We start from the raw sequence: 16,001 nt of genomic DNA on the forward strand, positions 1-16,001 counted from the left end.
GAGTGCCATCGCAGCGACGGTGACGCACTGTTGCCCGCCGCGGAGGCACTCGAGGTCCTCCAGCGCTCCGCCTGGCGATCGAACGGACCGCGGTTCGACGCGGTGTACGGGACCGTCTATCACTTCGCTGAGGACGAGGGCGTGCTTCGTCCGCGGTCCGCGACAATCGATCGGGCGGCCCTCGCCGGCCGATGGGGTCCGCGGCCCTCACACCTCGAAACGCGTTCCGGCGACGAACGCCGCCGAGATACAGGCTCGCTCTGGGCTTGGTTGTTCGCCGCCTTTGCTGGCGTATGGCTCGTGGCGTTGGTGGGCTATGTGCGAGCGGTGCGGTCGGGACGCATTCTAATCCTCTTCCTATCGGCGCCACCACGACCACCTTGGTAGGCCGGCGGTCAAGTGGGAGTGCCGGCGGCATCTCGGAGCACCGCTGCCAGGCTCGGAAAGTCGCCTTCGAGTACGGCGGCTGCTGCCCTGAGCTGGTCGGGGCCGGCGACGGCATGCAGGAGTTCCGTTGTCGATCGGCCGCTCCCTCTGCCGCCCTTGTGTCTGTGGTGCGGCCACGGTTGCTGGACTCGCACCACGTCATCGAGGATCGCGTCGACTTTTGCAGCGGTCTGTGGTCGTCCGGGCCAGGTTGCGGCGTTCGTCGAGGATCATCAACCGGGTATGCGCAACGGGATTGCCGATCTTGATCCGATCTGCCGAGACGAGCTGGCTGAGCATCGGCGGACTGATCCCGATGGTGTCCGCGAGCCGAGCCTGGCTGATGCCATAGTCCTCGGTCAGTCCTTGAACAAGTGTGCGGAGCGGCGCGCCATAGAGGTCCCGTTGTCGCTCTCGGATGATGGCCCTGCGGGCGGCGGGCGTCGCGATGAGGGAATCGACCATGCCCAGATGGTTACAGCTGTGCCCGGAGTTTCGTGGCCGAATGGGAACATTCGCAAGCGCGGCGCGGGGGCGCGGTGCCGCGTCGCACGGCCCGACTTTCCATGCCGGCTACAGCTTGGGATCCACCGGCTTTCGCTCGGCCACCCGGCGTGCCGCGTCGGCCAGGAGGTACAGCCCGCAGGGCCATGGATCTGCCGAGCGCGTCTGCCACCGGCAGGTGGAACACCGCCCCTCTCGGTCAGGAACGTGTGCGGCCAGGAGTTCGCTCCAGACGCGCACCATGGGCGCGAGGGCGACTGCTGCGGCGCTCGGTGCGGAGGAATCCATCATCGGCCTTGCCTCTCGTGCCGCAGACGACGGATCGCACGGCGCCCGCGGACGATCGCGCACCACCATCGCAGGAACATCCAGTCGGAGCTCTCGTCCCGCCATGACGGCCTGCGTGACACGCGATGGACGCGGTGTGCGTTCCGGTGCCGAGCGAGTTCGACCCGGGTCCTGGCAGGACGGGATAGCGTGACCGCGGCGGCATCGCGCGGCACGCTGATCGTTCGCGTATCGCCGATCGTGAGCTCTGGGAAGTAGGTGGTGAGCGCGCGACCGCTGTGTCCGTGGACGGTCACCACCACGGGCACGGTCTGAAGCGCCGGGCCCCAGGCGAAGCTCACCGGTCGCTTCCCTTGACGATCAGCCTGTGCCGAGGGCAGTAGGTAAGGATGGAGATGTCCGGCGAGGCGCGCGGCGTCCCCACGGAGCGTGTGAGAACGACTGGGGCAGCGCTCGTGTCAGCACCGGATTCGTCGCGGCCAGGAATGGTCATTTCGCTCGCCTCGGCATGCACAGGTAGCAGCTCGTTCGCTCCGGCTCGGCCATGGACGCAGCGATAACCCACGAGCCGCAGCACGTGGGGTACATGCCCGTGTCCCGCCACTCCACGAGCGCGTAGTCCGGGACGAAGTGCTGCTGGCCGTCGCGGTCCGTGACCGGGACGACATTGACCAACCGGCTAGATTCTCTCCGCACGGGCGATGAGCAGGAACCCATAATCGGCAGAATACAACCGGCACGGGCGACTTACTAGAGGGCGCTCCCAGCTTCCTCGGTGGACCTACGGCCATGCCAGAATCCGCACGTGGCACAGGGACCGACCGTGCGCCGTCTCCAACTCGGGCGCGAGCTGAAGCGGCTGCGGGAGCATGCCGGCCTCCTCCGCGACGCCGCGGCGGAAGACCTCGGGCGCGACGCCTCCACCATCTCCAAGATCGAGAACGGCAAGATGACGATCTCGCTCGGGGATGTGAAGAGCCTCCTGGCGCTCTACAACGTTTCTCTCGAATCGGATGAGGCCGTCCGCATCCTGGACGTCGCCCGCGAGGCCCGGAAGCGGTCGACGCACCGAGTGCCGGACTGGGTGCGCGCCTTCGTCGGTTTCGAAGCCGAGGCGGTCGAGATCAAGCAGTTCGAGGTCGGGCTCGTGCCAGGTCTGCTCCAGACGGAGGCGTACATCCGTGCCATGACGGAGGCGGGCGACCCGACGCGCGACCCTGCCGAGGTGGAGCGGCTCGTCGCGATCCGACGTGAGCGGCAGGCCCGACTCACCGGTGACAACCCGCCACGCCTGTGGGTCGTGATGGGTGAGGCCGTCATTCGGCGCCTGGCCGGCTTCGGTCGAAAGGTGATGCTGGAGCAGTTGGAGCACCTGGTCGCCATGGCGGAGCTGCCGACGGCCTCCGTGCGGATCATCCCGTTCGCCGCCAGACCGCACCCCTCGATGGGCACGTCGTTCCACATCCTGCGGTTGCCCGACCCACCCGGCACCGAGGTCGTCTACCTGGAAGACCTGTGGAGCGCCGACTACGTCGACCGCGACTCGCAGGTGACCGCGTACGTACAGGTGTTCGATAGGCTTTGTGACGCCGCGCTTGACGCTCCGAGCACGGCAGACATGCTCAAGGAAGCAATAGGTGAGCTCCGATGATCGACCTGGCGGGAGTGGCCTGGCGGAAGTCCAGCTACAGCAACGAGAATGGCGGAGCATGCGTGGAGGTGGCCGACCTGCCCGACGGCAGCCGAGCCGTGCGCGACTCGAAGGACCACGGCCGGGGGCCGATCCTCCGGTTCGCCGCTGGTGAGTGGCAGGCGTTCATCCTCGGCGTGAAGGATCGCGAGTTCGAGTGAGCTGGGCCGCCGCGGCTGGTCGCGGCGCTCCGTTTGTATTCCTCGATCTCGCTGCGTGCAGCTAGGTCGATCATCAGACGCTGACCTCACCCGCAGTCCACCGAAACCTGGCTCACAACAACGGCGTCTTCGCCACCGCGTGTAGTCGCTGCATCTGAGCCTTGAGGATCACCACGTGGAGGATCACGCCGACGACGGTTCGGTCGCGCGGTCGTCCGTGGCGTGACGCCCGGCTGCGTCGGACGAGAGGTCGGAGCATGGACTCCCCGGCTCGGCCCCGTGGCTAGGGCCGGACGCGACGGACCGGATCTTGCGGCGCATGTGCAACCACATCAGGAGTCCGCCGAGGATGGCGGCGCCGATGATCGGGAGCGAGATGAACCAGCTGGTGGGTAGACCACTGAGCAGCGGGGTCTCCTGACGTGCGAGTGGAGCCGGTGCGGAGCTCGGACTCGCCGGGGGCTGCGCCGCTGCCGAAGCGGCGGCGGAATGTGGCTCCTCCTGGCCGAGGAACTCGCGCAGCATCCCCGTATTAGTGATGATGTTGAAGTTCTGGGTGAAGAACGGGATGCTCATTTGGGAGTTCACCCCTACCACTTCACCACGTGAGGTGAGAGCCGGTCCGCCGGATGTCCCTGGCGCGAGGTCGGCATTCGTTTGGAACACTGCCGAACCGTTCTGGTACTGCCGTGCAGTGATGGTGCCGGACGAGCTGACGGGTTGCAGGCGGGAGTCCTCCAGTGTCTTTGCGGGGTTGCCGCCGCTGAGCAGGGCGTCGAGGTCGATGCCGTCGGTCTGCCCGACGTTGAAGCCCGGGAAACCGATGGACGTCACGCCGTCCCCGAGGGCCGGCTCGTCGGCTGCGATCGGCAACGGTTGTCCGGGTGGTTTGCCGTGGAGTTCGAGTTTGGCGGTGTCGCCTTCCTCGGCGGGGCGGAAGCTGTGCACGCGAACTTCGGTCGGTGCATCGATGACGCGCCCTTGGAGTTCCCGGGGTTGGAACACCAGAACTGTGCGCACAGGCTCGGGCCGGTTCGGCGGTGGGGGAATCGGCATCCCGGTTCCGGGGTCGAACTGCAGGTCCTGCTGGTCGAGGGCAAGTCGACCCTCCGCCGGATCGACGCAGTGGCCTGCGGTGACGATCGTCGACGGAGTGTCGAAGAAGCCGGTGCACAGTGACATGACCGGCATCTCTTCTTCCGCGGCAGGATCGGCTGGTTCGGGCATCATCCAGGCGAACGGATCTTCCCGTTCCCGCCAGAGAGTGATCACTCCGACGATCGACCGTTGGGCTTCTTCGACGGAATTGGGTGTGGCCGGCTGCGGTGCGCTCGGCAGAGGGGGCGGCTCCGCTGCCGCCGACGGCACGAACAACGTCGTGGCGGAGCAGGCGATTGCGAGTGGCAGCGCCAGCCTACGCAGCCAGCGCGTCGACGCTAGCGGAGTCGATGTGGTGCTCATGTCGAGTTCCTCGTCGGGCTCGCGATGGTGCGACGGCAGGTTGGGGCCGTCGTCGGCGGCGGCGACGTAAGGCCCGTCGTTGTTATCGTTCATTCCGTGCTCCTCTCGATTCTTTGGCTGCGCGGCGGGGATCGATCTTGGAAGGGGCGCCTTCCGATCATCGATATCTCGGCACGGCTGGTCGATCCTCGTGGCCGTTTGGGAGATGTTCACCCGAATGGCGCACACTGATGGTCGCTGTGTCTCGGTGACCGGGTCTCACTCCTACGAGGTCACACTGAAATGAATGTGGTCGTAGTGGCCTCCCGTTGCGTCGTGGACGTCGTAGATTCCGCCGCCCGAGTAGCGGCGTCCCCAGCCGTCGTTGTCTGGGGTAGTGGGTGACCAGATGCGGCCTTGCCAGATGATGTAGCGAACCCGAAGCGGGTCAGCATGAGCCCGCAGCCAGTTGGCCAGTCGCCAGCCGTCCGTCACGTCCGATTCCGCGGGAAAGGCGCCGGGTTGCGCCGGGAAGAAGTCGCAAGCGCGGCCGTGGCCGTGGTCGCTGGACGGGTTCCAGGCGTGTTCGTCCCAGCAGGTGAAGGAGCGGATGGGTGCATCGGGTCCGGGAGTACCGAAGGCACGCAGGATCTCGTCGAGGGCGTGCTCGGCGGCCGGAGTCAGGCAGCCGCTGCTGCTGGGATCCGGTTCGGTACATCCAGCTGAGTTGCCGGAGAACGCGGTGGGTGTGGGGAGGCCCTCGAGGGAGGCGGGGACGGGTTCGGCCGTGAGGCGCTGTGCCTGGGTTCGCACCGTGGTGACGTACCTCGTGATGGTGTCGGCGCAGGCAGAGTCGCAATCCGCTTCGCCTGTGCTCGGCATCCCGGTCGCCGAGCCGGTCACGCGAGTGCAACCGGCGATGTGGCAGACGAGGAGGGCGTCGAGCGGGTCGGTGGGTTTGCCGGTGTCGGCCAGGTGGGCGCGGATGCGGCGCAGGTTCGTGCATAGCCAGGGCAGTGCGACCTCGAGGTGTCGAACCGCGTCGAACACGTCGGCGTCTGCCGGAGGAGGGTCGGCAGACCAGGGTTTCCCTCCTGCGGAGATCCATGTGGCCTCCCGAAACTGGTAGAGCCCTGCCGCGCGGCCATCGGGGTTGAAGGCGTGTGGTTTCCAGCTTGACTCGACCTGGATGTGCGCCGCGGCGAACGGCAGCGGGAGCTCCGGGCACTCGCTGGCCAGGATTCCTTCGAGCGCTGGCAGCAGGCGCGCAGCGTCTGGGGAGAGCCGGGAGGTGTCGATCGTCGCGCCGTCGGCCTGCCCATCGGCGACCCCGCCGATCAACAGCCCGACCACCAGGATCGGCGCGACCATGAGTGCGACGAGGCCTCCGCCACCGGCGATCGCCGTTCGAGCTGCCCAGCTCATGGCGACGGGTCAGTAGTCGGCAGCGTCGGCAGCGGAGCGTGTTCGTTGAGGGTGCGGTATCGCTCGTTGTGGCTGCAGTCGGCGAACGGACCGAGTGGGCTGAGCAGTTCGCGGAGGCAGGGGTCGAGGTGGTCGCGGATCCAGAGCGAGAGCGCGACGCCGGGCTCGGCGGCCAGTTCGGTCCAGGCGCGGTGCAACGCCCCGAAGCGGAAGACGGCTTCCGGGTGCTCCCACCAGACGGGACACCATTTCAGCTCGCCGCGCATTGGGCGGGCGATGACGCCTGCGACGCTGCGGTGTACCCAATCGATCAGGGTCCGATCGTCCAGTTGGTCTGGCGCGGTGTCCGTGGCGCCGTCGGCCGCAGGTTGCAGATCGTGGCGGAGATCGGTATCACCGTTGATGAGGTCGTCGAGCAGGTCGCTCTGGTGTGCGCGCCACGCCTCGAGGGCGTCGACCCTGGCGAGGAGTTCGGTGAGCGCCCTTGCGACGTCGTCGGTCACGGCTCCTCCTGCGGCGAGATGACGGGGTGATGCGGGCCGAGGGCTGCGGAGGCGGCCGCGCGGAGCTCATGCAGCGCGCTGTCGGCATAGGAGCTGATGTGGCCGGCGTCCTGCTCGCGATACCAAGGCAGCAGTTCGCCGAGGCCAGCCGTGCGTCCGGTAGCAAGCAGGACCGCGTGGGTCTTCGGCATTGCGCGCAGGGCGGCTGCGGACAGGATCGGCTGGCGGGCGGTTGAGTACTGGCGCGACGGGCCGCCGGAGCGGCTCAGGCTGATCGACTGCTTCTCGACATCGTGCTCGCCGATGAGGCCCGACAGCTTCTGCAGGAACGCGTGATCGTCGACCCCGGCCCCGACCAGCTTGAGCGTGGCTGCCGACCACAAGGCGTCCATACCTTGCACGCCCCACACGCCGACGCCCTGCTGGTAGCTCTGCAGCATGGTCATGACCTGTATCCCGCGGGAGCCGAAATGGCTGTAGAGCTGCGGGAGCTGGCGGATCGGGCAGATGTTGGCGGCCTCGTCCAGGACGGCGACCACGGGCGGGTCGACGCGTCCACCTCGGGCCTGCGCGAGCAGTTCGGCGACCTCGAGCATGCGGTCGACGAGCGCGGCGACGACCGGTGCGGCGGTTCCAGCACCTTCCTTGGAGAGCAGGTGCAGGGTGGTCGGTGTGCGCTCGGCGGTGGCGAGGATCTGCCACGGGTCGAGTTCGATGATCTCGGGCCCACCGGGATCGCGCCAGGTTTCGGTTGGGGTGATCCAGCGCAGGATGCGTTCGGAGGTCAGTGCCTTCGTCGCCGTGCGCGCGGTCTGGAAGATCCCCTTGGTCGTGACCTCGGCGCCGGAGAGGCTGGCCTCGAGGTCGGCGGCCTCGAGACCGGCCCCGGCGCGGTCGAGGGCGTTGACCGCGTCGCGGCGGCCGATCTGCAGCCAGTACAGAGCGTCGCGCATTGTGCCGCTGGTCAGGGCTGCGGCGAGGAAGGTGCCGGTGAGGACCTGCTCGCCGGCCGCGTGGAAGAACGGGTCGCGGCGCGTCCCGCCGATGGTCTGCATGAAATGGCCTGCGAGCCGCGTAGCGGCTTCGAGCCGGGCGGCTTCGGGCGCATCGCGGATCGAACGCAGCGGGTCCCACCACCAGGTCTGGGGGCAATAGACGATCTCCTGCGGGTCGAACGTCCATACCGGGCCACCCCGGGAGCGCATCCTTGACGTGAGTGCCCACAGGTCGGCCTTGTTCGACGTGGCGATTGCCAGGCCGGGCGCTGACAGGACCGAGGGGACCGCGATCGCGCTCGTCTTGTTCGCCCGTGGGCCCATGATGACGAGGGCGACGTCCTCCCACGACATTTGCACATCCCGGCCACCGACGCGCAGCAGTCGGATCCCGAGTTGAGCCGCGGGCACCGCGTCCGCGCGTTGCAGCTTCGGGCGAAGGTCGCGTGCCTTCAGCTCCGCCTCGCGGCCAGCGAGGTCGCCGAGCTCGCGAGGTCGCAGGAGCGGTTCGTGCCGGACGGATCGGCGTCGCAGCACGATCACGGTCGTGGCGGCGCCGCCCTCCGCGACGATGAGTGCCGCCAGCACGGTCCAGAAGGCCGGCGCGCTGGCCGGCGCAGGGAGGGCGCCGGAGGCGAGGACGAACGGGAGCTGGAACCCGAGCGGTGGCGGCGCCCAGCTCCCGGTGCTGACCAGGGCTGCAGTGCCGGCGGCGATCCACACGTCGACGGACAGCAGGCCGACGCCGCCCATGGCGCCGAGAAGCATTAGCGGTGCAGCCGCATCTCGGACGAGTGCGCCAGGCAGGCCGGTCATCGCCGCTGCCCTCGCCGGTGGAAGGCACGGTCGGTGTCGTAGAGGGCGGCTTCGGTCGGAGTGAGGGTCAGTGCGACCGGTAGTCCGATTCGCTGGCCGGACTTGATCAGGTACTTGCCCCTTCCCGGGTGCGCCCGGCCGGTGTGCCAGGTCGACGGCGCGGCCCAGGAAGCGATCAGCGCCCGTTCGCCTTCGGTCAGCGAGGTGATGCGGGCGAGTCCGTCCAGCTCGGTCTCCGCGAGGCCGCCGAGTAGCAGGATCGCGTTGCGGGACACCAGCCCGCGGGCCTTGGCCCGGTCGGACTCGCTGGGAAGGGCTTCGAGGTCGTCGAGCGAGTGGGTGATCTGGAACGAGACCACGCCGCGGTGGCGGCCGAGGCGGGTGATGCGGTCGGAGCGTTCGACCAGTCCTGGTGCGACCCGCAGGGCGCGCCACAGCTCGTCCTGGACGAGCACGACGTTGCGCGAGGCGGTGTTCGCAGCATCGACCACGCCGGCTGACCAGGCCCAGGAACAGAGCATCGCGGCGGCGACGACGTCGTCCTCGTCGTGGTCGAGGGCGCTGATGTCGAGCGAGAGCGCGGGGGTCGTGGCGTCGGCGCGCACTGTGGACGGACGGTCGAACAGCCCGCGGATGGCGCCTTCGCAGAGCAGCCCGAGGGTGTTGGAGAGGTCGCGGGTGAGCCAGGCGTAGTCGGAGGCGCCACGACAGGCTGCGATCCGTCGCATCGGGTCCGGACCTTCGGCGAGGATGCGCAGCACGTCGGGCACGACCGGGTCGTCGGTGGCTTCGGCGGCGAGATCGAGTGCGGTTCCGAGCAAGCGACGTTCGGTCGGGGTGACGTCGGCACGTCGGACGATCGTGATGAGGGCCTCGACCAGCGACAGTCGGCGGGCGCGGACGGTTTCGGCAAGCCGGAGCCGGTGGCTGCCGGTTGCGCGGGTGAGCTCGGCGTGGAGCGGGCCGTCGTCGAGTGGGTTGAGGCTGTGCAGACCGCGCCCGATCCGCCAGACCGTGCCGCCAAGGGCGGTGACGAGCGGGCTGTACTCGCCCTTAACATCACCGGGAATGACGGCGCGCATGCCGAAGCCGATCAACCCGGTGAGCATCCGCTTGGTGATCGATGACTTGCCGATACCGGGCTGTCCCTGCACCCAGATCCCGGTGTTGGACACCAGGCCGGTGCGCAGCCAGTGGGCCGGGTCGAGCCCGATCGGTTCGGCGGTGTGCAGGTGACGACCGAGCGGAACGCCGCGGACATCGGTTCCGGCGGACACGGCGAACGGGAACAGCCCGCACAGCTGGCTGGTCGTACCCGAGAACCCGGCGCCTGCCTCGACGTGGCCGGCGCGTCCGCCGCCGCGAACTGCCCACCCCCAGGCTCGTGGTAGGGGTCGGGCGTGCATCAGCGCGCTCCTCGGTGTGCGAGGAGGTCGACCGGGTCGATGCCGACGCCGAGTGCGGCGGCGAACCCGGCGGCCTGCGAGCCGCGCAACCGGCGTAGCCGCAGCTTCGCCTGGCCTGCGCGTTGCTCGACGTCGGCGACCGCGGCGTCGAGGTCGGCGTCGTGCTGGACGGTGGTGGTGATGTACGCGGTGATCTGACCGACGCCGGCGCCTTCGGCTTCCTCGCGCGCGGACTGCACTGCGCGGTCGCGATCGTCGCGTTCCCGCTGGGTTTCGTCGCGGCGAGTGCGGGTCGCCCAGGCGCGGCGGATCTGGCCACCCGTGACTTCGGCCTCGACCTTCGCTGCGGCCTGGTCGGCCGGGTAGGGCTGGTAGAGCCAGGTGACGCGGCGTCGGAACGGGCCCGGGGCGAGGAGCGGGGCGAGCACGGTGGGGCCGACCGCTTGGCGTGGAGCCTCGCGAAGCGCCCAGCTCACGGAGAGGCCGCTGTCGTGACGGTAGTGGTCCCACCGCTCGATGGCGGCGACAGGGCCGGCGTCGGCCCATGCCAGCAGCTGCGCGGCTTCCCCGGCAGCGGTGACGTCGCCGTGGACGGCCGGGTCGAACGCGGCGCGGATCCGCCCGGTGAGCCACCCGACCGCGGCGCGACCGAGCACGGCGACGCCGCACGTGCCGAGCGTGAAATCCAGCCCGGGGAGCCACCGCCCGACTTCGATGATGGCCGCGAACAGGTCGGCGGGCTTCGGGGTGGCACGGTTCGGGTCTAGGCACACGGTGAGGCGGACGTCGACTGCGGCGCAGGTGGCCGGGGTCGCCCGAACCAGCTCGTCGAGCACCCGCTTGGCCAGTGGGGGAGCAGCAGGGTCGAGCTCGCGGGCGACGTGATCGGGCACTGTCGTCCCGCCGGCCGGGACTGTGTCGACGGTGACCGCGACGTGCCGTACCAGCGGCTGGTAGCCGAGGTCGGCCAGGAACGCGCCCCAGGATGCGACCCAGGCGTCGGTCTGATCTCGGTCTGCGAGATCCAGGCCGATGGGGGAGCACCGCAGGACCGCGGAGAGTGTCCCGGTCCGGCGGTTCCACAGCAGAGCGTGCCGGCCGCCACGGCCGTCGTCCACGTCGAGGGGGAGGAGTGGGGCGAGCACTCCGGGCAGGTCGGCGGCGCGTGGATGTTCGGTGAGCACTCCCGCGGACAGTTCGGTCCATCCGGCTGCCCGGGCCCGGGTGAACCTGGCCCGTCGCACGAGGACGTCGGCGAGACTGACCCCGCCGATGCGCACGACCACACCCGCCACCACGACCGCCGCGGCCGCCGCCAACGGCAGCGCAGCCGTCGGGGCGATCGACGCCGCCAGCAGTGGGACGAGGATCGCGACGAACACGGTGATCGTTGCCGCGGAGCTGAGCCCCGCGACGCCCCACCCGCGTTCGGCCCGCCAGTTGCCGTAGAGTCGCGGCTCCACCGGCCGGGTCTCCCGGCTGTTCATGCCGGCCCCCCACCTTGCGGGGGCGCGCCGGTCATCCGGTCAGAAGCACCACGGGCTGCGGCCGTGCCGGCGGCAACCGCGAGTCCTGCTGCGCCGGCCCGCCCGACGACGGTGGCCGCCCCGGCCGGCTGCGGCGACGCGTGAGTGGCCACCGAGCCGGGACCGGTGGCCTCCATCGCCGCCGCGCGTCGCACGGCGGGGGACTGTCCGTAGCTGCGGGCCATCGTGACCGCGCCGACCGCGCCGAGGAACCCGGATCCGCCGTTGGAGGCGCCGCCGATCTGCGTACCGGTCCAGGAGAAGAACTTCAGCATCACCGGCATCGCGATCACGGCCAGCACCAGCACCATCAGGCCGGTGATCAAGGTGCTGATGTTGCCCGGTGCGTTCGAACTGGTCGTCGACAGGTAGGAGAAGCCGATGTAGTAGATGAAAGCGGCGCCCGGCTTGTAGGCGACGATCGCGATCAGCCACACGATCAGCCGGGCCAGCCAGCCGCGGGTGGAGCGGGTCAGCGAGCCGGACGCGGCCAGCGGCAGCATCGCGGCCAGCACCAGCAGCCCGGCCTGCCGCATCGCCATCAGCACCCACTGCACCAGCGACAGCACCGCGGAGACGACCGCGACCAGCAGGATGACGAACGCACTCGCGGTGCTGGAGGTCAGCGCGTCACGCATCAGCAGCGCGAAGTTGTTCGCCGCGCCATCAAGCAACTGCTGGGCCAGCGCGTCCCCGGCACGCAGCGCCGACTGTAGGATCGTGATTCCCAGCGCGGACACGACGGCGAACCGGAACAGCCCGGTCACCACCATGACCAAGGGCTCGCCCTTGCGGCTCACGATCATCCGGATGGCCTGCACCAGAATCGAGCCGACGAGGATCGTCGCGACCAGCGGCGCGGTCACGTCCTGCGCAGCAAGCACGGCCGAGTCCGCGGGGTTCACGCTGTCGGTTTCCGCCCACCACGTGGAGGTGGTGACGACCAGGTCGGCGGCGCCGCGGGCGACCTCGGTGACGAGCGCCTGGAACGTCGAGGAGATCGCCTGCCCAGCCTGACAACCCAGGTCGAACGTCCCGCACTCCTGCGGTGGCTGCGCGATCACGCCGTCCGCCCGAGAAGTGTGTAGCCGGCGGCAGTGGGGTGGATCGATGGCCGTGGTAGTGGCACACGGAGCCGCCAGTCGCCATCGATCCACCGCAACGTGGCGTCGACGCGAGAGAGCCCTCCCAGGTCCCGGGCCTGGGGAGTCTCGGCCAGCAGCGACACGACGACGGCGCCGCCGCGTGGGTCGCCGGCGAGAACCCGGTAGTACAGTGCCCGCGGTTGCAGCGCTGCCCGGGAGGGCGAATCCGAGACCGGCAGCGTCAAACGCAGCCGGGCCAGTGTGGCCGGGGTATCGCCAAAACACTGTTCTGAGACCGTTGCCTCGGCGATCGCGCCAGCGACCGGGGAAACGCGGGCGGTGAGGTTGCTGGCCGCGATCGCCGCGCCCAGCTCATCGCGCGCGAACCCGATGCTCCGCCCGTCGCGACGGACCCGCGGCCCGTGCGTGTCCGACACCGCCGCAACGCCGCCGGGAACCAACTCGATCGCCACTCGCGGTGAAGCCGGCGCCGGTGCGGGCCGGTCCGCCGTGAGGTAACCAACCGTGCCGATCAACAGCATCGACACCGTCATTGCTGCGGCGATGGCAAGGTTGCGCCGCCACGCCGCCCAGCCTGAAATCGGGGCACTCATAGCTGGAACGCCCCGACGATGAGCGCCGCGACCGACGCCAACCCCAGCCCGCCCAGCACCCACGCCGACCCGACCAGGCCCTCGTAAGCCGTGGCTGACCGGTTGCGTCTGCCGATGATCAGCATCAGGGCGCAGACCAGGATGCCGACCAATCCAGAGAAGAGCACACCCCACTTGAGCCAGCCGAGCAGTTGGGACGCGAGCTCGGCCAGGCCCGGTGGGGGAGACGGAGGGGGGTCCGGCGGCGCGGCGTATGGCGTGATCATCATGCGTTCCTCCCGATCATGGGGACGGGTCGCGATTGCGGCACGGCCTGCCGGATGGCGGCGGGTGGGCGCGGGGCACCGAGCGCGGCGCGTAGCTCGCGGGCCGCGATGGCGTAGCGGCGCAGCGGGCGGGGGAGTTCGGTCAGCGGCCGGGTGAGCAGGTCGCGGACGTCATCGAGTGGCACCGCCAGCTCTCGCCACCGCCGCACGAAGGGCAGCACCACCACCGCGGCGGCGTGGGGCTCCAGCAGCCTCAGCCGGGCCGCGACCGGCCGGCTGCGGCCGGACACGTCGGCACCGGTGACCGCTACAACCGGCCGGAGCTCGCTGGCAGCGAGAACCTGGATGGCCCGCGAGGCGCGCAGGATTGAGTCCCCAGTCGCGCGGCAGACCAGGACATCCACCGGCTTACCGGTGAAGACCCCGCGGTCCACGCCCGCGATTGCCCGCGCCACCGTGGTCGCGCCGACACCACCAGCGACGCCGGCGACCCTGGCCCGCCGCGCATCGCGCTGGGGAGCTGCCGGTCGCCCGCCGGTACTGGACATGTCCGCTCCTCGCACCCGGAATTCGGTGCAGGACGATGACGAGCGGACGTGGTCACGCGGTGGTGGGCCCGTGGTCGGTCAAGCAGCGCCGAAGACCACGTCGTGACCACAGAGGTCGTCACTGCGGTCCAACGCTCGGGGGCGTGGATCGACACCCGTTCTCCGCACGTTTCAGCGCCTGCTTGACGGAGGCATGGGAAACGAATCGACGAGGAAGCGGCCGTTGACAATTGGACACAGAAACGTAGCGCACCTGCGCAATGCAGGTGTTCATATTGCGAATGCTGCTTGACTTCGGGCCGGTCTGGCCATTGACTTCGAGAGTAGCTGCGCAGCGGCTCTTCCAGTGCAGCCGCCGCTTCGCCAGGAAGGCGCGTACTTCTTTCGCCCGTTCCTCGGTGCTCGCCGTCGAGTTGGATCGCCCTCGGTGATGGCAGGTCTCAACCTTTGATCGACATCTCTTGTAGCGACGCAGCGTCACGGGCGCGCCCACGATGATCTCGTGCACCAGGTCCGGACGAGGTTGTCGAGTCCTGCGCTCCCGACGACCTCGTTGATCAGGTCCCAGTCCGCGGTCTGCTCGCCGGTGATGCTGGGGCGGCGGCGCGCATGCTATCGGGCCCGCCCCTGTGGGCTGTCGGTGCGGATCGCTCCCGCGTCCGCGAGGCGCCCGACGGCTGACCACCGGTGAATGGAGGGGGACACCTCGCCGAGCGGCGTCAACCTTCGGGCGCCCGCGACTCGCCCTCGATAGGCGACAGAACTTCGTCCGGTCGAACCGTTGACAACTACCTTTGTGTGCTGCCACCCTGCATCAGGGTTCCTGATGGTCGAGTGGGACCGCGGCCAAGGCGTACCGCGAGCAGCTCGAGTCGGCCCGTTCCCGGAGGTGCACATGGGTGTGCGCGACGCGCAGGATGTCTCGCGACGCGTCGCCGACGTCGTCGCGGGTTGTTCTGAGCGCCGGGTGCCCGAGGGCGCGAAGGCGGCTGCGGCCCGCTCGTTGCTCGACGCCGTGGGCGTCTCGTTGGCGGCGACCGGCCTCGGGGAGGGCACCGCGCCCTTCAGCGAGCTGGTCCGTGCGGAGGCCGGCCGTGGCGTGAGCACGCTGCTGTGGGACGCGTCCCGGGTGCCCGCTGCCGCTGCGGCGTTCGCCAACGGTGCACTCGCGCACGCGCTGGACTTCGAGGACGCCGTGGACGGTCTACCGGTGCACCCGAACGCGCAGGTGATCCCCGCGGCACTCGCACTCGCCGAGGAGTACGACGCCTGCGGGGCGCAGCTGCTCGCGAGCGTGGCCCTCGGCTGTGATGTCACCTGCCGGATTGCCGACCTCGCCGGCGAGCGAATGGCCGTGCGGGGGTGGTATCCGCCGCCCATCGCGGGTGCGATCGGGGCCACCGTCGCGGGTTCGTTCCTCGCGGGGCTGACGGCCGAGCAGGTGGTCGACGCGCTGTCGCTGGTGATCTCGCAGAGCACGGCCAGCGGTGAGGTCAAGAACAGCCCGGACTCCCTGATCCGCGGGATCAGGGACGCGTTCGCCGCGCAGGCGGCGGTCCGCGCGGTGCAGCTCGCGGGCCGTGGCGTCCGCGGGTTCGCCGCCCCGCTGGAAGGCACGGCGGGCTTCTTCGCCGCCTACGCGGGGGCCGACATCGATCCGGGCCCGCTCCTCGACGGTCTGGGCGAGGACTTCCGGGGTACCGGGGTGAGCTTCAAGGCCTGGCCGAGCTGCCGGGGCACCCACGCGTTCGTCGATGCCGCGCTGCGGGTGCGGGCGGAGGCGGACCTCGACGCCGTCGAGGCGATCGAGCTCGTCGGCGCGCCCGTCAACCGGATGCTCGCCGAACCGCTCGCCGCCAAGCGGGCGCCGCGCACGGCGATCGACGCGAAGTTCAGCCTGCCGTTCACGGTGGCACTGGCCCTGGTCGACGGCGGTGTCGGCCTCGGCTCCTTCGCGCCCGACCAGCTGCGTAGGCCCGACCTGCTCGCGGTGGCGCGGAAGGTGGCGTTCCGCCCCGAGCCGGCGTGGGACACGCCGGAGCGCATGACCTCCGGCCGCCTCACCCTGCGCTACCGCGACGGGCGCGAGCACACGCTCGAGGTCGCCCGGCCGCCGGGCGGCCCGGACGCGCCGATGTCCACGGACGCGCTGGTCGCCAAGTTCGTCGACTGCGCCGCGCACGCGGTGCACCCGCCGACCGACCCCGAGGGCGTCGCCGCGCAGCTGCTGGACATCGGCGCCGCGCCGTCCGTGCGCGGCCTGTTCGCGCGCTCGTTCCCCGAACCCGCGATGACCGGGAGCAGCTGA

14 protein-coding genes are annotated in these 16,001 nt (G+C 70.0%); 3 read left to right on the top strand and 11 right to left on the bottom strand.

Annotated features, from left to right (window positions below):
- Window positions 1-585: 585 nt before the first annotated feature.
- Complete coding sequence (locus tag ACU436_RS37955; RefSeq protein ID WP_459031946.1) at window positions 586-891, bottom strand: hypothetical protein; 306 nt, start codon at window positions 889-891, stop codon at window positions 586-588.
- A gap of 1,132 nt (window positions 892-2,023) precedes the next feature.
- On the opposite strand from ACU436_RS37955, the gene ACU436_RS37960 reads away from it, so the two are divergent.
- A complete protein-coding gene (locus ACU436_RS37960; RefSeq protein ID WP_459031947.1) occupies window positions 2,024-2,869 on the top strand; it encodes a helix-turn-helix domain-containing protein in 846 nt (281 codons plus the stop codon).
- On the top strand, window positions 2,866-3,069 hold the full coding sequence (locus ACU436_RS37965; protein WP_459031948.1) for a DUF397 domain-containing protein: 204 nt from the start codon (window positions 2,866-2,868) through the stop codon (window positions 3,067-3,069). Before ACU436_RS37960 ends, ACU436_RS37965 begins: the two co-directional genes overlap by 4 nt.
- 183 nt (window positions 3,070-3,252) lie before the next feature.
- On the opposite strand, the gene ACU436_RS37970 is transcribed toward ACU436_RS37965, so the two are convergent.
- The 10 genes from ACU436_RS37970 to ACU436_RS38015 form a co-directional block, all read right to left on the bottom strand.
- Window positions 3,253-4,623, bottom strand: coding sequence for a trypsin-like serine peptidase (locus ACU436_RS37970; RefSeq protein ID WP_459031949.1), 1,371 nt, complete (start codon window positions 4,621-4,623; stop codon window positions 3,253-3,255).
- Between the two features lie 171 nt (window positions 4,624-4,794).
- Window positions 4,795-5,880: a lysozyme family protein gene (locus ACU436_RS37975; protein WP_459031950.1), complete on the bottom strand. Its 1,086-nt coding sequence runs from the start codon at window positions 5,878-5,880 to the stop codon at window positions 4,795-4,797.
- A gap of 50 nt (window positions 5,881-5,930) precedes the next feature.
- On the bottom strand, window positions 5,931-6,437 hold the full coding sequence (locus tag ACU436_RS37980; protein WP_459031951.1) for a DUF4913 domain-containing protein: 507 nt from the start codon (window positions 6,435-6,437) through the stop codon (window positions 5,931-5,933).
- Window positions 6,434-8,248: a type IV secretory system conjugative DNA transfer family protein gene (locus ACU436_RS37985; protein WP_459031952.1), complete on the bottom strand. Its 1,815-nt coding sequence runs from the start codon at window positions 8,246-8,248 to the stop codon at window positions 6,434-6,436. The genes ACU436_RS37980 and ACU436_RS37985 overlap by 4 nt, the downstream gene beginning before the upstream one ends.
- Window positions 8,245-9,654, bottom strand: a complete 1,410-nt coding sequence (locus tag ACU436_RS37990; protein WP_459031953.1) for a hypothetical protein — start codon at window positions 9,652-9,654, stop codon at window positions 8,245-8,247. Before ACU436_RS37990 ends, ACU436_RS37985 begins: the two co-directional genes overlap by 4 nt.
- Complete coding sequence (locus tag ACU436_RS37995) at window positions 9,654-11,141, bottom strand: SCO6880 family protein (protein WP_459031954.1); 1,488 nt, start codon at window positions 11,139-11,141, stop codon at window positions 9,654-9,656. The genes ACU436_RS37990 and ACU436_RS37995 overlap by 1 nt, the downstream gene beginning before the upstream one ends.
- Window positions 11,138-12,085 (bottom strand): hypothetical protein, encoded by a 948-nt coding sequence (locus ACU436_RS38000; protein WP_459031955.1) that lies wholly within the window; start codon window positions 12,083-12,085, stop codon window positions 11,138-11,140. The genes ACU436_RS37995 and ACU436_RS38000 overlap by 4 nt, the downstream gene beginning before the upstream one ends.
- A gap of 155 nt (window positions 12,086-12,240) precedes the next feature.
- Window positions 12,241-12,879 carry a hypothetical protein gene (locus ACU436_RS38005; RefSeq protein WP_459031956.1) on the bottom strand — a complete coding sequence of 213 codons (639 nt, stop codon included), beginning with the start codon at window positions 12,877-12,879 and terminating at the stop codon, window positions 12,241-12,243.
- Window positions 12,876-13,148, bottom strand: a complete 273-nt coding sequence (locus tag ACU436_RS38010; protein WP_459031957.1) for a hypothetical protein — start codon at window positions 13,146-13,148, stop codon at window positions 12,876-12,878. The genes ACU436_RS38005 and ACU436_RS38010 overlap by 4 nt, the downstream gene beginning before the upstream one ends.
- Window positions 13,145-13,693, bottom strand: a complete 549-nt coding sequence (locus ACU436_RS38015) for a hypothetical protein (protein ID WP_459031958.1) — start codon at window positions 13,691-13,693, stop codon at window positions 13,145-13,147. The genes ACU436_RS38010 and ACU436_RS38015 overlap by 4 nt, the downstream gene beginning before the upstream one ends.
- A gap of 895 nt (window positions 13,694-14,588) precedes the next feature.
- On the opposite strand from ACU436_RS38015, the gene ACU436_RS38020 reads away from it, so the two are divergent.
- Window positions 14,589-16,001, top strand: coding sequence for an MmgE/PrpD family protein (locus ACU436_RS38020; RefSeq protein ID WP_459031959.1), 1,413 nt, complete (start codon window positions 14,589-14,591; stop codon window positions 15,999-16,001).

The organism is Pseudonocardia wallangbongensis (assembly GCF_054486945.1).

What these genes read in the sequence shown, in the direction of transcription:
- ACU436_RS37955 (WP_459031946.1), bottom strand. Translation starts at nt 891, where the DNA reads ATGGTCGATTCCCTCATCGCGACGCCCGCCGCCCGCAGGGCCATCATC.
- ACU436_RS37965 (WP_459031948.1), top strand. Translation starts at nt 2,866, where the DNA reads ATGATCGACCTGGCGGGAGTGGCCTGGCGGAAGTCCAGCTACAGCAAC.
- ACU436_RS37970 (WP_459031949.1), bottom strand. Translation starts at nt 4,623, where the DNA reads ATGAACGATAACAACGACGGGCCTTACGTCGCCGCCGCCGACGACGGC.
- ACU436_RS37975 (WP_459031950.1), bottom strand. Translation starts at nt 5,880, where the DNA reads ATGGTCGCGCCGATCCTGGTGGTCGGGCTGTTGATCGGCGGGGTCGCC.
- ACU436_RS37985 (WP_459031952.1), bottom strand. Translation starts at nt 8,248, where the DNA reads ATGACCGGCCTGCCTGGCGCACTCGTCCGAGATGCGGCTGCACCGCTA.
- ACU436_RS37990 (WP_459031953.1), bottom strand. Translation starts at nt 9,654, where the DNA reads ATGCACGCCCGACCCCTACCACGAGCCTGGGGGTGGGCAGTTCGCGGC.
- ACU436_RS37995 (WP_459031954.1), bottom strand. Translation starts at nt 11,141, where the DNA reads ATGAACAGCCGGGAGACCCGGCCGGTGGAGCCGCGACTCTACGGCAAC.
- ACU436_RS38005 (WP_459031956.1), bottom strand. Translation starts at nt 12,879, where the DNA reads ATGAGTGCCCCGATTTCAGGCTGGGCGGCGTGGCGGCGCAACCTTGCC.
- ACU436_RS38010 (WP_459031957.1), bottom strand. Translation starts at nt 13,148, where the DNA reads ATGATGATCACGCCATACGCCGCGCCGCCGGACCCCCCTCCGTCTCCC.
- ACU436_RS38015 (WP_459031958.1), bottom strand. Translation starts at nt 13,693, where the DNA reads ATGTCCAGTACCGGCGGGCGACCGGCAGCTCCCCAGCGCGATGCGCGG.
- ACU436_RS38020 (WP_459031959.1), top strand. Translation starts at nt 14,589, where the DNA reads ATGGGTGTGCGCGACGCGCAGGATGTCTCGCGACGCGTCGCCGACGTC.